We start from the raw sequence: 17,117 nt of genomic DNA, 5'->3' as shown, positions 1-17,117 counted from the left end.
CTGCGGAAGCTGCGGAAGTTGCGGAAGCTGTGGAGGCTGTGGTCAGAACGCCGCGTTGTAGAGGACCCCCGCGATGGCCGCGCCGATCAGCGGCCCGACGACCGGGACCCATGCGTAACTCCAGTCGGACGTGCCTTTGTTGGGGATCGGCAGGAAGGTGTGGACGATGCGCGGCCCCAGGTCACGGGCGGGGTTGATGGCGTAGCCGGTGGGTCCGCCGAGCGAGAGCCCGATGCCGACGACCAGCAGGGACACGACGAGGATCTGGGTGCCCGACTCGCCGAGGCCCTTGGTCATCCCGAAGGCGAGGATCGGCAGCACCAGGGCGACCGTGGCGATGACCTCGGTGAGCAGGTTCGCGACAGGGTTACGGATCTCGGGGATCGTGGAGAAGATGCCGAGCGTCGGCGTCGGCCCGTCCGGGTCGCCGTCCTGCCCGGTGTTGGCGTTGAACTGTGCGAGATACACCAGATAGGCGAGGACGGCGCCGATCATCGCGCCGATCATCTGGCCCAGCAGATACACCCAGACCTTGTCCCATACGCCGGTGTCGACGGCGATGCCGAGGGTGACGGCCGGGTTGAGATGGCCGCCGGACAGCGGCGCGGCCGTGTACGCCCCGGCGAGCACGCCGAAGCCCCAGCCGAACGCGATGACGATCCACCCGGAGGCTCTGGCCTTGGAGTGTTTGAGGGTGACGGCGGCGCATACGCCGGCGCCGAAGAGAATCAGAATCGCGGTGCCGATGACTTCGCCGAGAAATATGTCTCCGTTGCTCATGGCGGCTCCTTTGCCCTGGTCCGGAGCGGTCCGCCCCGGTCCTTCGTGCAGGGTGCGTTTCCCATGGCTGGTCGTGTGGCTGGTCGTGCGGCCGGTCGTCGCGACGTCACGTCGGCCGAGGCGGGGGAGTCCCGCGCCCCGCCCCGCATCCGCGACGAGCGTGCCCTGGCAGCCGGATCGTCTGTCGCCCGTGGAAGTACGGTCCCGGCCCGTTGACGCACGGCAGGGAGAGGGCCCGACGTCCCGGTGGGGCCCGCGCGGCGATGAGCCGAAGTGCGGCGATGCCGACTGACACGGGAAGTGTTCACCGGTGCTGAGGGAGCGTCAAGGTCGCGGACCGACGAACGGCGGCCCCGGCTCCGGCTCACCCTCCGGTCGCACACCCCGCCCCGGCCGCCGCGGCCCCGGAACCGCGCCGGATCTCGTGCCCCGGCAGATCCGCGTGTCCCAGTACCCAACTGGCGCCCCGCAGCGCCTTCGCGGCCCGCTTCAGGGGTGCGAGACAGGCCGCGGCCTGCCGGTGGTCCCGTACGGTTCCGGGCCCGCACAGCACGGTCGCCAGGGAGACGGTCACCGCGCGGCCACCGGCCGACCAGGGCACGTTCAGGATCTCGGCGGCGAGCGGATCCAGTGCCTCCGGATCGGTCAGGACCAGGAAGTCGTCGCCTCCGATGTGCCCCACGCGCGTGGTGCCCGACGCGGTCCTGCGCAGGAGGTGTCCGATCTGACGGATCAGGTCGTCGCCCGCGGCGAAACCGGCGCCGTCGTTGACCTGTTTGAACCCGTCGACATCCAGCCAACTCAACGTGAACGCCCGCCCGTCCGCGATCCGGCGGTCCACCTCGGCGGCGACGGTGTCGGAACCGGGCAGCCGGGTCAGCGGATTGAGGCGCACGGCCTCCTCGACCCTGCTCTCGGTCAGCGCCCGTACGAGGTCGGTGAGGCGTACGACCCCGACACAGCGCCCCCTCCGGTCGACGACGGCCACGTCCTCGCCGCTGCGGCTGTGCTCGCCGCCCGCGACGACGTCGAGCACCTCCCACGCGGTCGCGTCTATGCCCACCGTGCGCGGTACGTCCCCCAGGCGCACGGCGGGCCGGTCGGCGTACAGGGCGTGCCCGTAGCGTGCGGAGAGGGACAGCAGGAAGCGGTCCCGGTGCACCGACCGCACGGGCACACCGTCGGGGTCGACCAGGAGTGCCCCGGAGACATCGGGGGAGCCGGTCAGCAGGGCCCGTACGTGCCCTGCGCGGGCCGTCACGGGCAACAGCGGGGCCGGGCGCAGGAATTCCCGTACGGACGGTCCCGCGGGCCCCGGTGGGGTGCTCCGCGCGATCTGCGGCGGGAAGTACACCTCGGCCGACGGCAGCCGCGCCGGCGGCCCGAACAGATCGCCCTGCGCCAACTGGGCACCCGCCTCACGCGTGGCGGCGCACTGAACCTCGGTCTCGATGCCCTCGACGGCGAGCAGCGCCCCCAGGTGCTCCGTCAGTGTCCGCATCGCCCGTACCGCCGACCCCCGCGTCAGCAGGGACGCGTCCAGCTTGACGATGTCCGGCGCGAGATCGGTGAGCAGCCGCATGGGCACGTCGCCGTCCCCGACGCCGTCCGCGCACACCCGGAAGCCGTCCGCGCGCAGCGCCGTGACGCCCTCCAGGAGCGCCCGGTGCGGCACATGCGTGAACGGAGGACACAGATCCACCGTCACCTCCCACGGCAGCCGTCCGACGTCCCGCACGGCCTGCCGCAGCGCACCGAGCCCGCCGAGATCGGCCAGCGTCCCGGCGAACACGTTGACGTGCAGCGGCAGCAGCGTCCCGCGGTGGGCGGCGCAGCGGACCGCGAACGCGGCGAGGCGCCCGTCGAGTTCGGCGTCACGACGCGCCTCGGCGAGGATGTCACCGGCTTCGGGCCGGGCGAGTATCTCCACGGCCGCGACGCTGCCGGTCGTCAGGTTGACGACCGGTTGGAAGGCGAAGCGGAGGGTCTCGGACCACGAGCGCACGGGAAGCATGATGCTGCGACCGGCGCACGCCCAGGGCCAGTTCATGAGCTGTTCACGCAGGATTCCCGGGCGGTCACGGAGCGTGGCTCCGGCGCGGAAAACCGGCGCGAGGACGCGGTGGCGACGACCGGTGATCGCTCCACCGTGATCACCGCACGGCGATCACCGACGACCCGTGCCCGAACAGCCCCTGGTTCGCGGTGATCCCGACCCGCGCGCCCTCGATCTGCCGCTCACCCGCGACCCCACGCAACTGCCACGTCACCTCACAGACCTGCGCGATGGCCTGCGCGGGCACCGCCTCCCCGAACGACGCGAGACCTCCGCTCGCGTTCACGGGTATGCGCCCGCCCGGGGCCGTCGCGCCCTCCCGCAGCAGCTTCGCGCCCTGACCTTCGGCGCACAGCCCGAGATCCTCGTACCACTGCAACTCCAGGGCGGTCGACAGGTCGTACACCTCCGCCAGCGACAGGTCCTGGGGGCCGATACCCGCCTCCTCGTACGCGGCACGCGCGATGGACGCGCGGAACGTCTCGGACTCGGCACCCGGGTCCACGCCGGCCGCCGAGTCGGTCGCGATGTCGGGCAGGTCCAGAACGGTGTTCGGATACCGCGGTGTCACGGTGGAGACCGCGCGGATCCGGACCGGGTCCGCGACGCCGTGCCGCCGCGCGAAGTCCACGCTCGTCAGCAGCAGGGCCGCCGCACCGTCCGAGGTGGCGCAGATGTCGAGCAGCCGCAGCGGATCGGCGACCACCGCGGACGCGGCGACCTCGTCGGCGGTCACCCGCTTGCGGTAGCGGGCATACGGATTGAGCGCTCCCGCCGCCGCGTTCTTCACCTTGACCTGCGCGAAGTCGTCGAGCGTGTCGCCGTGCACGGCCATGCGCCTGCGAGCGTACAGCCCGAAATACGTCGGGTTGGTCGCCCCCAGCACCCGGAACCGCAGCCAGTCCGGGTCGTCGGGACGGTCCCCGCCCGCCGGGCGGAAGAACCCCTTCGGCGCGGCATCGGCGCCGACCACAAGGACGGTCTCCGCCAGCCCCGAAAGGATCTGCGCCCGCGCGGCCTGGACGGCCTGCGCACCGGACGCGCACGCCGCGTAGACGCTGGACACCCGGGCGCCCTGCCAGCCCAGCGCCTTGGCGAACGTGGCCCCCGCGACATAGCCCGGATAGCCACCCCGGACCGTGTCGGCGCCGACGATCGCGTCCACGTCCCGCCAGTCGACACCGGCGTCCGCGAGCGCCGCGCGCGCGGCCACCGTGCCGTACTGGACGAAGCCGCGGCCCCACTTGCCCCACGGGTGCATGCCCGCGCCGAGCACCGCCACGTCCGCCGTCATGCCGCCACCCCCGTCGGCCGCCAGTGCCAGGTCGTCCAGGTCGTCCCGCTGTCGCCGCTCTCGTCGAGCACGCCGGGGACGGCCTCCACCTCCATGCCCACCGCCAGATCGCCGACGGTGATCCCGGGAACCGACTGCCCGAGCACGATCATTCGCTCGGCGGCCAGCTCCACAGCGATCAACGTGTACGGCTCCCAGGGAAGTTCCGGGTCCGAGACATACGGCGCGGGCGGACGGTAGCGACTGTCCGTGTACGACCAGATCCGGCCGCGCCGCGACAGCGGGACCTCGGCGAGTTCGCCACCCGGGCAGTGCGGGTTGCGGCAGAAGACGTCCTCGCGCGGGAAGAACACGGACCGGCAGCCCGAACAGCGCGTGCCCAGCAACCGGAAGTCCTCCCCCTCTCCCGTGAACCAATCGGTCACCACGGGTGTGCGTGTACGTGCCACGGTCCCCTCCCCGGCCAGATCTGACGGAACGTCAGAAGTGTGCCACGGGCCGCCGGATTTCGGCAGGGGAGGGGCGGCCGGTGTCCGGGAGAACCACGGGAGCCCGAACTGCGTCCCGAGTAAGCGGTGAGGGTGGCCGGGGCCGACGGGGGTGGTTCCGGCCACCTTTCACCGCTTTCGTACTGCCCGTTCGGTGTCCGCTCGGTGCCCGCTCCGTGCCCGTTCAGCGCCCGCCGGTCAGCGAACGGCGCGAGACGGGGAAGTCGAAGTAGGTGTCGGGGAACAGTTCCGGCTTGTACGTGAAGTGCCACCACTCCTCGGGCAGGTTCACGAACCCTTGCCGGGACAGGGCGTCGCGCAGCAGATCACGACGGGCACGCTGCGAACCGGTGACCCGCGGATCGTCGGTATGGGACAGGGTGTCGAAACAGTCGAAACCGGTGCCCATGTCGACGGAGTTGTCCGGGAACCGCTGATCGCGCGGCCCGTAGCAGGGCGTGAGCGGTTCACCCGGGATGTACGCGCGCGTGGGAAGCGCCGGCAGCTTCGCGACGGTGAGGTCGACCGTCGACCCGCGACTGTGCCCGGACTTCTCCGCGATGTACCCGTCCTCGAACAGACGCGTCTTGTCGACGAGGGGGTAGAACTCGGCCTTCATCCGCTGGTCGTCGAGATCCTTGGCCCACCGCACGAAGTGGTCGACCGCGCGCTGCGGGCGGTAGCAGTCGTACACCTTGAGGGAGTAGCCCTGGCGCAGGAGCGCGCGCTGAGCCTCGCGCAGTGCCCGCGCGGCCGGCTCGGTCAGGATGCACATCGGCTTTCGGTAGCCGTCGATCGGCACCCCCACGAAGTTGTGCGGCGTGATGTACCGGATCTCCTGGACGATCGTCCGATCGACGTCCCGCAGCGCGACGAACTGCGGCGGCGCCTTGGGCTCGGCACCGTCCCGCGCGGGTGCCGCGGTAGCGGACGTTCCGGTGGCCGCGAAGGAGAGCAGCGCGACACCGACGACGGCCGGCTTCCAGGGAGCGGTACGCGGATTCAGGGTTCGGTGGGTGCGGAAGATGTTCCTGAGGCGGGCGAATCGTGTCATGCCCCCTCCATCTACCAGCCCCGAGGGGGACGACGGAAGACGCACCCCGGGTGATCGGATACAGTCCGCGACGTGTCCGCATCCCAGCACCGATCCGCCAACGCCGTACCGGAGTCCCACTGTTCGAGTTGCGGGGCCCGCTACAGGGCCGACGGGACCGATGTCTCCGGCTGGCCCAGGACCTGCGCGGCCTGCGGCAGCGTGGCGTACCGTAACCCGCTGCCCGTCGCCGTGGCCCTCCAGCCCGTGTACGACACGCAGGGCACGGCCCTGGTCGTGATCACCCGAACCATCGCTCCCGCGCGCGGGGGTGTCGCTCTGCCCGGCGGCTTCGTCGACCACCACGAGGACTGGCGGCACGCCGTCGTCCGGGAACTCAAGGAAGAGACGGGCATCGACGCGGCGAGCCGCGACGTGCGCCTCACCGACGCCATGAGTTCACCGGACGGGCATCTGCTCCTGTTCGGCGCCCTGCCCGAGCGTCCCGTGTCAGATCTGCCGCCGTCCGCGGCCACGGACGAGACCGAGGGCTGGCAGCTCCTGCGACGCCCGACCGAACTCGCCTTCCCGCTGCACACGTTGGCGGTCCGTGCTTGGTTCGAGGGCCGCTACCTCTGAGAGAGCCGCCGCATCCGAATCCGGCACCCCGCGCGCGGGGTGCCCCCTTCATTTCCCCCGTACCCGCACCGCGTACCCCGGCTCACCGCCACCGTCCCGCCGCACCACGACCGCGTCACCGTCCCGGTGCGTCGTGAACCGTTCGACGTCGGGCTCGTCCCAGCCGTCGCCCGTGTCGGCGACCACAAGCCCGCCCCCCGTGCGCCCACGCGCGGGGGCCCACACCTCAAGCTCAAGCTCCCCGTCGGCGGCCCGGACGGGCAGCACGGCGCCGGCCCGCGCCAGCACCGGGATCCTGGACAGCGGCGCGTCCACCAGCACCTGCCCGGGACCCTCGTACGCCTCCTCGGTCACCACGTCGTACCAGCGGCCCCGGGGCAGCCGTACGGCACGCCGGTCCGTGCCGGGCTCCAGGACGGGCGCGACCAGGAGCGCGTCACCGAGCAGGAACGCGTCCTCGCACGCGCGCAGCGCCCGGTCCTCCGGATTGCCCCACCACAGGGGACGCACATAGGGCGAGCCCGTACGCCGCGCCAGATGCGCCAGGGTCATGAAGTACGGCAGCAGCCGTCCCCGTTCGACGAGCGCCACGCGCGCGTGCTCCAGGACATCGGCACCGAACTCCCATGGCTCCCGGCGCCCCGCCCGCAGCGCCGCATGGGTGCGGAACAGCGGCATGAAGGCGCCCAGTTGGAACCACCGCAGATACAACTCCGGTGAGGGGCTGCCGGTGAACCCGCCCACATCGGGACCGGAGTACGGCACTCCGCACAGACCCAGGCCCAGCACCAGCGACAGCGAAGCGCGCAGTCCGGGCCAGCCCGTCGCCACGTCCCCCGACCACGTGCCCCCGTAGCGGTGCATGCCCGCCCAGCCGGACCGGGAGAACAGGAAGGGCCGCTCGTCGGGACGGAGCCTGCGCAGCCCCTCGTATCCGGCCTGCGCCATCGTCAGGCCGTACACGTTGTGGGCCTCCCGGTGGTCGCCGCCCCGGCCCTCCAGCGCGTGCCGTGCCGACCGGGGGAGGGTCGTGTCGCCGAACGCCGCGAAGGACACCGGCTCGTTCATGTCGTGCCAGAACCCGGCGAACCCCTGCGCCAGGCGCTCCTCGTAGAAATCGCCCCACCACGCGCGCACGCGCGGGTCGGTGAAGTCCGGGAACACCGACTCACCCGGCCAGACCAGGCCCCGTACCTGCCGCCCGGAGGCGTCCCGCACAAAGGCGTCGGCGGCCTGTCCGGAGTCGAACACGGCGTTGCCCGGCTCGGCCTTCACGGCCGGGTCCACGATCGACACCAGCCGCACCCCGTCAGCGCGCAGCTCCCGCGCGAGCCGCGGCAGTTCGGGGAACCGCTCCCGGTCGACGGTGAACACCTGGTGCGCGTCCAGGTGGTCGATGTCCAGATGCACCGCGTCCAGCGGCAGTCCGCGCTCCCGGTATCCGGCGACGACGCGCCGCACCTCCTGGGCGCTGCCGAAGCCCCACCGCGCGTGATGGTGCCCCAGCGCCCAGGCGGGCGGTAGCGCCGGCGCCCCGGTGAGCGACGCCCAGACGTGCAGCACGCGCGCGGGAGTACCCACGACGACCCAGCAGCGCAGCGGCCCGCCCTCGGCGCGCAGCTCGGACATCCCGGCCCTGTCGTGCCCGGACCCCGCCCCTTCCTCGCCCTCCCACAGCGTCACCGAGGCATCCCACGTGGTGTCGTGGAACACGAGATGCGTGCCCGCGTCGGACACCACCAGCTGGACCGGCATGGTGATGTACAGCGGATCGTCACCGGGCTCGAACGAGCCGCCGGGATCGGTGTTCCACAGCCGGTACGTACCGTCCCGCAGCCGGGGCCCCGACGCGCGCCCGCCGAGGCCGAAGAACCGGGCGTCCGCCGCCACCTCCGCGCGCTGCACCCAACGTGCCCGCCCACCGCCCACCGGCTCCCACCAGCGCGGCGGCAGCTCCCTGCGGAGCACCACGCCACCGGGCGTCGAGACCTCCACGGCGCCGTGCCGGGACACGACGACCGTGACCCGTTCCGACACGACCCGCCAGCCGCCGTCCTTGTCCGGCTCCAGGACGGCCCGCGGATCGGCCTCGGGGCTCGTTCCGGACAGCGCGTACGAGGGCTCGGGGGCGGCGCCCTCCCAGCCCCAGAACACGGCTCCGGTCGTCATCACGGTGATCCGCAGCTCGGAGCGGGTGAACCGGACGACGCCACCACCGGGACCCGGTTCGACACCCGCCACGGCACCGGGGACCCGGGCCCGCTCGGCACCGCGCGCGGGGAGCCCCACCGCGTCGGTCCGCCTGCGTCGCCACGCCGCCCGTACCGTCCGCAACCCCTGTGCCGGACCCACCAAACCGACCGCCTTCACCGAACGCACCAGGTCACGACCGTCCATGCTGCCCCACCCTGCCATCCACCGGGCCGGTCACGTGCGTCGTTCAACTTCCGTTCACCTGTGGTGGCAGCACATCTTCACGACGCGGACTATGTGCGGGGTGCCCTGGTGCACCAGTCGATCACATGGCATCGTCCGTGTCAGTCGCGTCGCGCGCACACCAGTACGTGCGCGAGGGGCGCACACGACGCGCACAGTACGGGAGCCGCACCATGTCCTCAGCGAACCCCTCGCCGCTCTGGCAGCCCGGCCAAGGCGCCATCGACGGCGCGCGGATCACCCGCTTCCAGACCTGGGCGTCCGAGCGGTACGGCGCCCCCGCGGACGGCGGGTACGCGGCCCTGCACCGCTGGTCCGTGGACGAGCTGGAGACGTTCTGGAAGGCCGTCGCCGACTGGTTCGACGTACGGTTCTCGACGCCCTACGCGCGCGTGCTGGGCGACCGTGCCATGCCGGGCGCCCAATGGTTCCCCGGAGCGACCCTCAACTACGCCGAACACGCCCTGCGCGCGGCGGCCGACCGTCCCGACGAACCGGCACTCCTGCACGTCGACGAGACGCACGAGCCGACCGAGGTGACCTGGGCCGAACTGCGGCGCCAGGTCGCCTCGCTCGCCGCCGAACTGCGGGTCCTCGGTGTCCGCCCGGGGGACCGCGTGAGCGGCTACCTGCCGAACATCCCGCAGGCCGTCGTCGCCCTCCTCGCCACGGCCGCCGTGGGCGCCGTCTGGACCTCCTGCGCCCCCGACTTCGGCGCCCGCAGTGTCCTCGACCGCTTCCAGCAGGTCGAACCCGTCGTCCTGTTCACCGTCGACGGCTACCGCTACGGCGGCAAGGAGCACGACCGCCGCGAGACCGTCGCCGAGCTGCGGGCCGAACTGCCCACCCTGCGCGCGGTCGTGCACATCCCGCTCCTGGGCACCCCGGCCCCCGCGGGCGCCCTGGAGTGGTCCGCGCTCACCGCCGGCGACGGTGACCCGATCTTCGAGCAGGTGCCCTTCGACCACCCCCTGTGGGTGCTCTACTCGTCGGGCACGACCGGCCTGCCCAAGGCCATCGTGCAGTCCCAGGGCGGCATCCTCCTGGAGCACTACAAACAGCTCGGCCTGCACTGCGACCTCGGACCCGGAGACCGGTTCTTCTGGTACACGTCCACCGGCTGGATGATGTGGAACTTCCTCGTCTCCGGCCTGCTCACGGGCACCACGATCGTCCTGTACGACGGCAGCCCCGGCTATCCGGACACCGGTGCCCAGTGGCGCGTCGCCGAACGCACCGGAGCGACCCTGTACGGCACGTCGGCCGCGTACGTCATGGCCTGCCGTAAGGCCGAGGTCCACCCGGCACGCGACTTCGACCTCAGCCGCGTCAAGTGCGTCGCGACGACGGGTTCCCCGCTGCCACCCGACGGATTCCGCTGGCTGCACGACGAGTTCGCGCAGAGCGGCATCGACCTGTGGATCGCGTCCGTGAGTGGCGGCACCGACGTGTGCTCCTGTTTCGCCGGCGCCGTACCGACGCTGCCCGTGTACATCGGCGAACTCCAGGCCCCATGCCTGGGCACCGACCTCCAGGCATGGGACCCGCAGGGCAAGCCCGTCATCGACGAGGTCGGTGAACTCGTCGTCACCAACCCGATGCCGTCCATGCCGATCCACTTCTGGAACGACCCGGACGGCCACCGCTACCACGACAGCTACTTCGACACGTATCCCGGAGTGTGGCGCCACGGCGACTGGATCACCGTCACCGCGCGCGGGTCCGTCATCATCCACGGCCGCTCCGACTCGACCCTCAACCGGCAGGGCGTCCGCATGGGTTCCGCCGACATCTACGAGGCGGTCGAGCGGCTCCCGGAGATCAAGGAATCCCTCGTCATCGGTGTCGAACAGCCCGACGGCGGGTACTGGATGCCCCTCTTCGTGCACCTCGCCCCCGGCGCCGCACTCGACGACGCCCTCCGGGCCCGCATCAAGACGACCATCCGCGAACAACTCTCACCGCGCCATGTGCCCGACGAGGTCATCGAGGTCCCCGGGGTCCCGCACACCCTCACCGGCAAGCGCATCGAAGTTCCCGTGAAACGCCTCCTTCAGGGCACCCCCATGGAGAAGGCCGTCAACGTCGGCTCCGTCGACAACGTCGAACTGCTCAGGTTCTACGAGGAACTGGCCCGCGAACGCGCCTGATCCCCCCGTACGCGCGCGATCAACCGCCGTAGGTGGCCTCGGACTCGCCCAGGACGGCGGCGAAGTCCGAGGCCAGACGCGCCCCGTCGGCCGGTACGAGCGACGCCGTGCTGATCCGCACCCCGGGCCCCGTCCCGATCCGGAACCGGGCGCCCGCCGCGACCCACCACCCGTACGACCGCAGCCCGTTGACGACCGCCGACTCGTCCCCGACCGGTACCCATACGTTCATGCCGCTCACCCCGTGCGCGGCGATCCCACGGCTCGCGAGCCCGTCGAGCAGCGCCCGCCGCCGCTCCCGGTACGCGGCCTCCGCCCTGCCGATCAGCACGCGCGCGTGGTCGTCGGCGTACAGCGCGAGGACCGTCTCCTGAAGCAGATGGCTGACCCACCCCGAGGTGAGCAGCATGCGCCCGTCGTGCCGGGCCTGCGTCGTCGCGTCGCACGCCGCCGCGGCCCACCGCAGGTCGGTGCCCAGGGACTTGCTCGCGGTCCGCACATGCACCCACCGGGGAAGGCCACCCGACGTGAGCGTGTACAAAGGCGCCCCGCAGACGTCCGCCGCGTGGTCGTTCTCCACGACCAGCACTTCGGGCGCGTCCCGCAGCACGGCGACGAGCGCGTCCCGCCGGGCCGCCGAGAACGTCCCGCCGTAGGGGTTCTGCGCGCGCGGGCTGTACACGACGGCCCGCGCACCCGCCCGCAGGGCCTCCTTGAGCGACTCGGGCCGCATCCCCTCGTCATCGACCAAGACGGGCACCGTACGCAGCCCCAACGCCGTGACCAGGTCGAGCAGATGGTGATATCCGGGGTCCTCCATGGCCACCGCGTCCCCGGGGCGCAGCTCCACGGAGAGCAGCCGCCCGATCATGTCCAGGGCGCCGTGCGCGAAGGCCACGTGCCCCACCGGCACGTCATCGCGCGCGAAGCGTTCCCTGACAGCCGTCTCCAAGGCCGCGAGGCGAGGCGTCCCCCGATGCGAACGGGGACCGGCACGAAACGGCCGGGGCGGCATCAGATCGGGCAGCAGTGCGGAATCGGGATGACCGCCCGCCAAGTCCCGCAGCCCGTCCGGCATCTTCGGCGGACGCCGTGACGCGACCGAGGGCGCGGACGCGACGACGGTGCCGCCCCTCCCGCGCGTGACGACGATGCCGCGCTGACGCAACTCCTTGTACGCCGTCGCCACGGTGCCCGGACTCACGCCCAACTCGTCGGCGAGCCCCCGCACCGGAGGCAGCGCCGCGCCGGGCGCCAACACGCCTTCGGCCACCGCATGTTCGACGGACGCGGAAATACCTCTGGCCGTCGTTCCACTGATCCCATATTGTGTTGCCACATAGAAAATTATGTACCAGTACATAAGAAATCTCAAGGGGGAACGGTGAACCTCGTCCGCCGAGCAACCGCGTGGACAGGACGCGTCCCGGGAGGCACCGACGGGCGCCGGATGCTGGGGATCGCCCTCGTCGACCGCGTCGGAAGCGGCCTCTGGGCGACCGTCTCCGTCCTGTACTTCACGTTCGTCACCGACCTCACCGTCGCCGAGGTCGGCACCCTGGTGGCCGTCTCAGGAGCCATCGGCATCGCCGGAGCACCCCTCGGCGGACGCCTGGCCGACCGACTGCCCCTCACCCGCGTACTCATCGCCCTCCAGATCCTCCGAGCCCTCGGCGCCCTCGCTCTCCTCACCACCCACAACTACGCACTCCTGCTGATCTTCTCCGCCGTCAGCAGCCTCGGCGACCGCTCCGCGAACGTCATCACCAGGCTCTACGCCACCCGCGTCGCCGGACCCGAACGCGTCCGCTACCAGGCCGTCCAGCGCACCGTCGCCAACGCGGGCTGGGCCATCGGCGGCCTCACCGCCGCGGCGGCCCTCGGATTCGGCCCGACCGCCTACCCCTGGCTCCTGATCGGCGACGCCCTCTCCTTCGCCGCCGCGGCGGCCCTCACCGTCCGCTGCGGCGAACCCCCGTCGCCCTCACACGTCGTCACCGCGTCCGGACACCCCACCCCCACCACCGAACGGGCCACCCCCTGGCGGGACCGCACCTACCTCGCCTACGTCGCCACCGACACCGTGCTCTTCCTCGACGACGCCGTCTTCAAGGTCGGCCTGCCCCTGTGGATCGTCCACGCCACCGAGGCACCGCATGGCCTCGCACCTCTGCTCATGGTCCTCAACAACGTCCTGGTCGTCGCCCTGCAAGTCCCCATGGCCCGCTTCGGCGCCACCACCCACGCGGCCCGCGCCCTCCTGCTGCCCCTGTCGGTGATCTTCGCCGCGGGAGGCGTCACCATGGCACTCTCGGCCACCGGAGGACCCACCCTCGCCGTCGTCTTCCTCACCCTCGCGGCCACCACCTTCACCCTGGCCGAGATCATCCACGCCACCATCTCGTGGGAACTCTCCATCGCCCTCGCCCCGGACCACGCGCAGGGCGCCTACCTCGGCGCCCACGGGCTCGCCCAGTCCGTCCAACGCAGTGCCGGCCCCCTCGCCGTCACCGCCGCCATCGCCACCGGCCCCCTCGGCTGGACCGTCCTCGGCGCGACCGTCGCCGCCACCGGCCTCCTCCAGCACCGCCTGGTCCGCCATCGGCTGCCCCGACCGGCGTTGTCAGTGCCACCGGTTACGGTGAGTGAGCATTGATCGACCGCACGCACAGGGGGAAACATGGCGCACACACACCGCAGGACGACCATGCGGCAGGTACTGCGCCGCGAAATCGCCGGAACCATCGGCCTGTTGGCCGACGAGGCGGACTTCACGGCCATGCGGCGCTACCGCAGCTTCACCTTCGACGACCACCCGGCCTATCTGCGACAGGTGGAAGCCCTCCTCAGATCACGGGCCGCCGAGGGCCGCCACACGGCCATCGCCCTCTTCAACCCCGAGGAGTACGAGGACTACTGCGCCGACACCGGCCTGGACCCTGACACCCCGGACAGCCGCACCCGCTTCACCGCCGAACTGGCCACCGTGGGCCCCACCGTGCCCTACGACGGACAACCACTCTCCGACCTCGTCCCCGACCTGGTCGACGAGGCCGTCCGCCAGGCGACCTGGGAGTACGCGACGATGGTGCTCGCCCGCATCGGAGCCTGCGCCTCCTGCGGCGAGGACAACGGCCGGGCCGCCTTCGCCCGCGCCTCCGACCTCGTCCTGCGCATCCTGCACGCCGCCAACCCCGGCGCACACCACCTCGTATGCAGCATCACGGCCCCGTCGGAAACGCTCCTGGCCGCACTCAACGCCACGAGCGACAGCACCGGTATCACCGCCCTCGACCAGACCGAGGCCCTGGAGTTCGCCACCGTCCTCGCCGTCGGATTCGCGACCGACAGCTCCGGCGGCCTCGTCATGCGCACCAGCAGAACCGGAGAGCCCGACCGCGTCCACGGCTGGCGCATCCGGGGCGACGGCCTCGAACCCCTCACCGCGGCCGAGGTCTTCGACGCCTACTGCACCGACGTCGAATCCGGTGACCTGGTCTCCCCGGAATCCGGCGTGGACTACTGCGCACCACCCGACCTTGGCCCCGACACAGGAGGACACACCCACTGACACACCCACACACGAGGGGCGCCCCACCCGAAGGCGGAGCGCCCCTCACACCACCTGCCGGCCCCTACTCGCCGGACAGCACCGCCTGCGCCGCCGACCGCGCCTCATCGGCGGTGTCCGAGGCACGCGCCGCAGCCGCCGCCCGCTCACACTGCGCCAGCGTGTACTTGGCCAACGTCGCCCGCACATACGGAATCGACGCCGCACCCATCGACAAGGAGGTCACCCCGAGCCCCGTCAGCACACACGCCAACAGCGGATCCGACGCGGCCTCACCGCATACGCCACAACTCTTGCCCTCGGCCTTCGCCGCCTCGGCGGACAGCGCGACCAGGTCGAGCAGCGCGGGCTGCCACGGATCCTGAAGCCGCGACACCGCACCCACCTGACGGTCCGCGGCGAACGCGTACTGCGCCAGGTCGTTCGTCCCCAGCGACAGGAACTCGACCTCCTGGAGGATCGACCGCGCCCGCAGCGCGGCCGACGGGATCTCCACCATCGCGCCGAACTTCGCCTTCAGCCCCGCCGCACGACACGCGTCGGCGAACGCCTTCGCGTCGATCCGGTCGGCGACCATCGGCGCCATGACCTCCAGATACACCGGAAGCCCCTCGGACGCCTTGGCCAGCGCGGTCAACTGCGTGCGTAGCACATCCGGGTGGTCGAGCAGCGACCGCAGCCCCCGCACACCGAGAGCGGGGTTGGGCTCATCGGCCGGCGTCAGGAAGTCCAGCGGCTTGTCCGCACCGGCGTCCAGCACCCGTACGACGACACGCCCCTCCGGGAACGCCTCCAGAACCTGCCGGTACGCCTCGACCTGCTTCTCCTCGGACGGCGCCTTCGTACTGTCGTCCAGGAACAGGAACTCGGTACGGAACAGACCGACACCCTCGGCGCCCGCCTCCACCGCGGCCGGGACATCAGCGGGACCGCCGACGTTCGCCAGCAACGGCACCTTGTGCCCGTCGGACGTCGCGCCCGGACCCGTCGACGCGGTGAGCGCCGCCTTGCGCTCGGCCGCCGCGGCCTCCATCTCCGCCCGCTTCTCCGCGCTCGGATCGACGAAGATCTCGCCCGTGGACCCGTCGACCGCGATCATCGTGCCCTCGGCCAGTTCACCCGCGCCCGGCAGCGCCACCACGGCGGGCACCCCGAGCGCCCGCGCCAGAATCGCGCTGTGACTGGTCGGCCCGCCCTCCTCGGTGACAAAGCCAAGAACGAGCGTGGGGTCGAGCAGTGCCGTGTCCGCAGGAGCGAGATCCCGGGCAATGAGGACATACGGCTCATCACTGTCAGGCACACCCGGCATCGGAACCCCGAGCAGCCGCGCGACGATACGATTCCGCACGTCGTCGAGGTCGGCCACGCGCCCGGCGAGATACTCACCGGCACCCGCCAGCAGCGCCCGGTACGAGGCGAAGGCGTCGTAGACCGCACGCTCGGCCGTGCTGCCGACCGCGATACGCCGGTCCACATCCGCCATCAGCTCAGGGTCCTGAGCCATCAGCGACTGCGCTTCGAGCACAGCCTGGGCCTCGCCGCCGGCCAGATTGCCGCGTGCCATCAGGTCGGCCGCCACAGCGTCGACGGCCTGACGGGCGCGCCCCTGTTCGCGCTCCGCCTCTGCCGCCGGGATCTGCTTGGCCGGCGGCTCAAGCATCGCCGTCCCCATGTGCCGAACCTCGCCGATCGCCACACCGTGGCTCACGCCGACGCCTCGCAGCGTTGTCTCCATCTCACCGTCTCCGATAGTGCGGCGGGCCCACCCGCCGCGGTGGTTGTCTACCTGCCGCCGACCGACGGCACCGACATCACTGCCAGCCGAAGAGAGTGTCGCCGACCTTCACTTCGCCGTCCGAGACCACGTCGGAGAGGGAATCGGTCGTCGCCTCCAGCGCCACCACGGGGCACACCGGGGACTTGCCCGCCGCCTCGACCGCCGCTGGGTCCCAGCGGACGATCGCCTGGCCGCGCTGCACGGTGTCGCCCTTGTTCACGAGCAGCTCGAAGCCCTCACCGTTGAGCTGCACCGTGTCGATACCGAGATGCGTCAGCACTCCGTGCCCCTCATCGTCGACCACGACGAAAGCGTGCGGGTGAAGAGAGACGACGACGCCCGAGACGGGCGACACGGCCTCGGAAGGCTCACGTACAGGGTCGATCGCCGTGCCCGGACCGACCATCGCGCCGGAGAACACCGGGTCCGGCACAGCGGCGAGCCCGATGGCACGGCCGTCAAGAGGGGATGTCACGCTGGTCATGAGTAAGCCTCCCAGGGGCGGAGATGCATCCACGCCGTCACCACTTGTCCTGGGACGACGCACTGTTCAGCAGACTAGGTCATGGAAAGTCCCGGTTCCGTACGAAGGTCCCGGTTGGCTGGCGTAGGGGCACCGCACAAACGATTTGCGCCCGCCGTGACGGCCCCTGTAGAGTCGTACTCCTGCCTGAGGCCAAGACGCCACCAAACGTCCGAGTTCGGCAGCACTTATCACGTCGGATCCTATCGCTGGGTCGGCTTCCGCATGCCTGCGGGGACCGCGGTCAGAGAGCGGAAAAAGACCTGCTAAGGTTTGGAAACACCGAAGGGAAGCCCGGAGGAAAGCCCGAGAGGGTGAGTACAAAGGAAGCGTCCGTTCCTTGAGAACTCAACAGCGTGCTAAAAGTCAA

At 71.4% G+C, this 17,117-nt stretch carries 13 protein-coding genes; 4 read left to right on the top strand and 9 right to left on the bottom strand.

Annotated features, from left to right (window positions below; translation table 11 throughout):
- Positions 1-42: 42 nt before the first annotated feature.
- The 5 genes from ACFVT5_RS33260 to ACFVT5_RS33240 form a co-directional block, all read right to left on the bottom strand.
- On the bottom strand, positions 43-780 hold the full coding sequence (locus ACFVT5_RS33260) for an MIP/aquaporin family protein (RefSeq protein ID WP_389895736.1): 738 nt from the start codon (positions 778-780) through the stop codon (positions 43-45).
- Positions 781-1,144: 364 nt separating this feature from the next.
- Entirely contained in the window at positions 1,145-2,785 is a 1,641-nt protein-coding gene (locus tag ACFVT5_RS33255; protein WP_389895734.1) for a GGDEF domain-containing protein, read from the bottom strand.
- Between the two features lie 148 nt (positions 2,786-2,933).
- Entirely contained in the window at positions 2,934-4,130 is a 1,197-nt protein-coding gene (locus ACFVT5_RS33250) for a lipid-transfer protein (RefSeq protein WP_389895732.1), read from the bottom strand.
- A complete protein-coding gene (locus ACFVT5_RS33245; RefSeq protein WP_389896347.1) occupies positions 4,127-4,558 on the bottom strand; it encodes a Zn-ribbon domain-containing OB-fold protein in 432 nt (143 codons plus the stop codon). The genes ACFVT5_RS33250 and ACFVT5_RS33245 overlap by 4 nt, the downstream gene beginning before the upstream one ends.
- A gap of 244 nt (positions 4,559-4,802) precedes the next feature.
- Complete coding sequence (locus tag ACFVT5_RS33240; RefSeq protein ID WP_389895729.1) at positions 4,803-5,672, bottom strand: M15 family metallopeptidase; 870 nt, start codon at positions 5,670-5,672, stop codon at positions 4,803-4,805.
- A 72-nt stretch (positions 5,673-5,744) separates the two neighbouring features.
- Between ACFVT5_RS33240 and ACFVT5_RS33235 the strand changes: the two genes are divergently transcribed.
- Positions 5,745-6,290 (top strand): NUDIX domain-containing protein, encoded by a 546-nt coding sequence (locus ACFVT5_RS33235; RefSeq protein ID WP_389895726.1) that lies wholly within the window; start codon positions 5,745-5,747, stop codon positions 6,288-6,290.
- Between the two features lie 48 nt (positions 6,291-6,338).
- On the opposite strand, the gene ACFVT5_RS33230 is transcribed toward ACFVT5_RS33235, so the two are convergent.
- On the bottom strand, positions 6,339-8,687 hold the full coding sequence (locus ACFVT5_RS33230) for a glycoside hydrolase family 31 protein (protein ID WP_389895723.1): 2,349 nt from the start codon (positions 8,685-8,687) through the stop codon (positions 6,339-6,341).
- Between the two features lie 212 nt (positions 8,688-8,899).
- On the opposite strand from ACFVT5_RS33230, the gene ACFVT5_RS33225 reads away from it, so the two are divergent.
- Positions 8,900-10,876 (top strand): acetoacetate--CoA ligase, encoded by a 1,977-nt coding sequence (locus ACFVT5_RS33225; RefSeq protein ID WP_389895720.1) that lies wholly within the window; start codon positions 8,900-8,902, stop codon positions 10,874-10,876.
- Positions 10,877-10,895: 19 nt separating this feature from the next.
- Here the strand turns inward: ACFVT5_RS33225 and ACFVT5_RS33220 are convergent, their stop codons facing one another.
- Positions 10,896-12,215, bottom strand: coding sequence for an aminotransferase class I/II-fold pyridoxal phosphate-dependent enzyme (locus tag ACFVT5_RS33220; RefSeq protein WP_389895717.1), 1,320 nt, complete (start codon positions 12,213-12,215; stop codon positions 10,896-10,898).
- A gap of 45 nt (positions 12,216-12,260) precedes the next feature.
- Here ACFVT5_RS33220 and ACFVT5_RS33215 point away from each other — a divergent pair, with 45 nt between their 5' ends.
- Together ACFVT5_RS33215 and ACFVT5_RS33210 are read left to right on the top strand one after the other, a co-directional pair.
- Positions 12,261-13,532: an MFS transporter gene (locus ACFVT5_RS33215; protein ID WP_389895714.1), complete on the top strand. Its 1,272-nt coding sequence runs from the start codon at positions 12,261-12,263 to the stop codon at positions 13,530-13,532.
- A 24-nt stretch (positions 13,533-13,556) separates the two neighbouring features.
- A complete protein-coding gene (locus tag ACFVT5_RS33210) occupies positions 13,557-14,447 on the top strand; it encodes a hypothetical protein (protein WP_389895712.1) in 891 nt (296 codons plus the stop codon).
- A 64-nt stretch (positions 14,448-14,511) separates the two neighbouring features.
- Here ACFVT5_RS33210 and ptsP read toward each other — a convergent pair whose 3' ends face one another.
- Together ptsP and ACFVT5_RS33200 are read right to left on the bottom strand one after the other, a co-directional pair.
- Entirely contained in the window at positions 14,512-16,182 is a 1,671-nt protein-coding gene (ptsP, locus tag ACFVT5_RS33205; RefSeq protein ID WP_389895710.1) for a phosphoenolpyruvate--protein phosphotransferase, read from the bottom strand.
- Positions 16,183-16,258: 76 nt separating this feature from the next.
- Complete coding sequence (locus tag ACFVT5_RS33200; protein WP_389895708.1) at positions 16,259-16,708, bottom strand: PTS glucose transporter subunit IIA; 450 nt, start codon at positions 16,706-16,708, stop codon at positions 16,259-16,261.
- Positions 16,709-17,117 lie beyond the last annotated feature (409 nt).

The organism is Streptomyces sp. NPDC058001, from assembly GCF_042886315.1.
Taxonomy (GTDB): domain Bacteria; phylum Actinomycetota; class Actinomycetes; order Streptomycetales; family Streptomycetaceae; genus Streptomyces.
The sequence above is the reverse complement of the archived record's forward strand: the minus strand, read 5'-3'. Positions and strand labels throughout refer to the sequence as shown.